We start from the raw sequence: 1,076 nt of genomic DNA on the forward strand, positions 1-1,076 counted from the left end.
TTGCTGCCTGAGCTGGGTGTGGTCGCAGAGGCCAGGGGGAAGCGACTGTTTACTAAAAACACAGGTCCGTGCGAAGTCGTAAGACGCTGTATACGGACTGACGCCTGCCCGGTGCCGGAACGTTAAGAGGACCGGTTAGAGGTTTCGACCTCGAAGCTGAGAATCTAAGCGCCGGTAAACGGCGGTGGTAACTATAACCATCCTAAGGTAGCGAAATTCCTTGTCGGGTAAGTTCCGACCTGCACGAATGGCGTAACGACTTCCCCGCTGTCTCAACCACAGGCCCGGTGAAATTGCAGTACGAGTAAAGATGCTCGTTTCGCGCAGCAGGACGGAAAGACCCCGGGACCTTCACTACAGCTTGGCATTGGCGTTTGGAACGGTTTGTGTAGGATAGGTGGGAGACTGTGAAGCCCGCACGCCAGTGTGGGTGGAGTCATTGGTGAAATACCACTCTGGTCGTTTTGAGCGTCTAACCCGCGCCCGTGTATCCGGGTGGGGGACAGTGCCTGGTGGGTAGTTTAACTGGGGCGGTTGCCTCCCAAAGAGTAACGGAGGCGCCCAAAGGTTCCCTCAGCCTGGTTGGCAATCAGGTGGCGAGTGCAAGGGCACAAGGGAGCTTGACTGTGAGACGGACGTGTCGAGCAGGTGCGAAAGCAGGGCCTAGTGATCCGGCACCTACGTGTGGAAGTGGTGTCGCTCAACGGCTAAAAGGTACCCCGGGGATAACAGGCTGATCTTCCCCAAGAGTCCATATCGACGGGATGGTTTGGCACCTCGATGTCGGCTCGTCGCATCCTGGGGCTGGAGTAGGTCCCAAGGGTTGGGCTGTTCGCCCATTAAAGCGGCACGCGAGCTGGGTTTAGAACGTCGCGAGACAGTTCGGTCCCTATCCGCTGCGCGCGTAGGAGAATTGAGAGGGTCTGTCCCTAGTACGAGAGGACCGGGACGGACGAACCTCTGGTGTGCCAGTTGTCCCGCCAGGGGCACGGCTGGTTGGCTACGTTCGGTCGGGATAACCGCTGAAAGCATCTAAGCGGGAAGCCTTCCTCGAGATGAGTTCTCCCTCCCCTCTT

General features: G+C 58.1%; 1 rRNA gene. It reads left to right on the forward strand.

What is annotated here, in order from left to right:
* A 23S ribosomal RNA gene (locus tag ABT299_RS52800) occupies nucleotides 1-1,076 on the forward strand; the annotation flags it as partial.

Origin of the sequence: Spirillospora sp. NPDC000708 (assembly GCF_040299565.1) — a bacterium.
GTDB lineage: Bacteria > Actinomycetota > Actinomycetes > Streptosporangiales > Streptosporangiaceae > Spirillospora.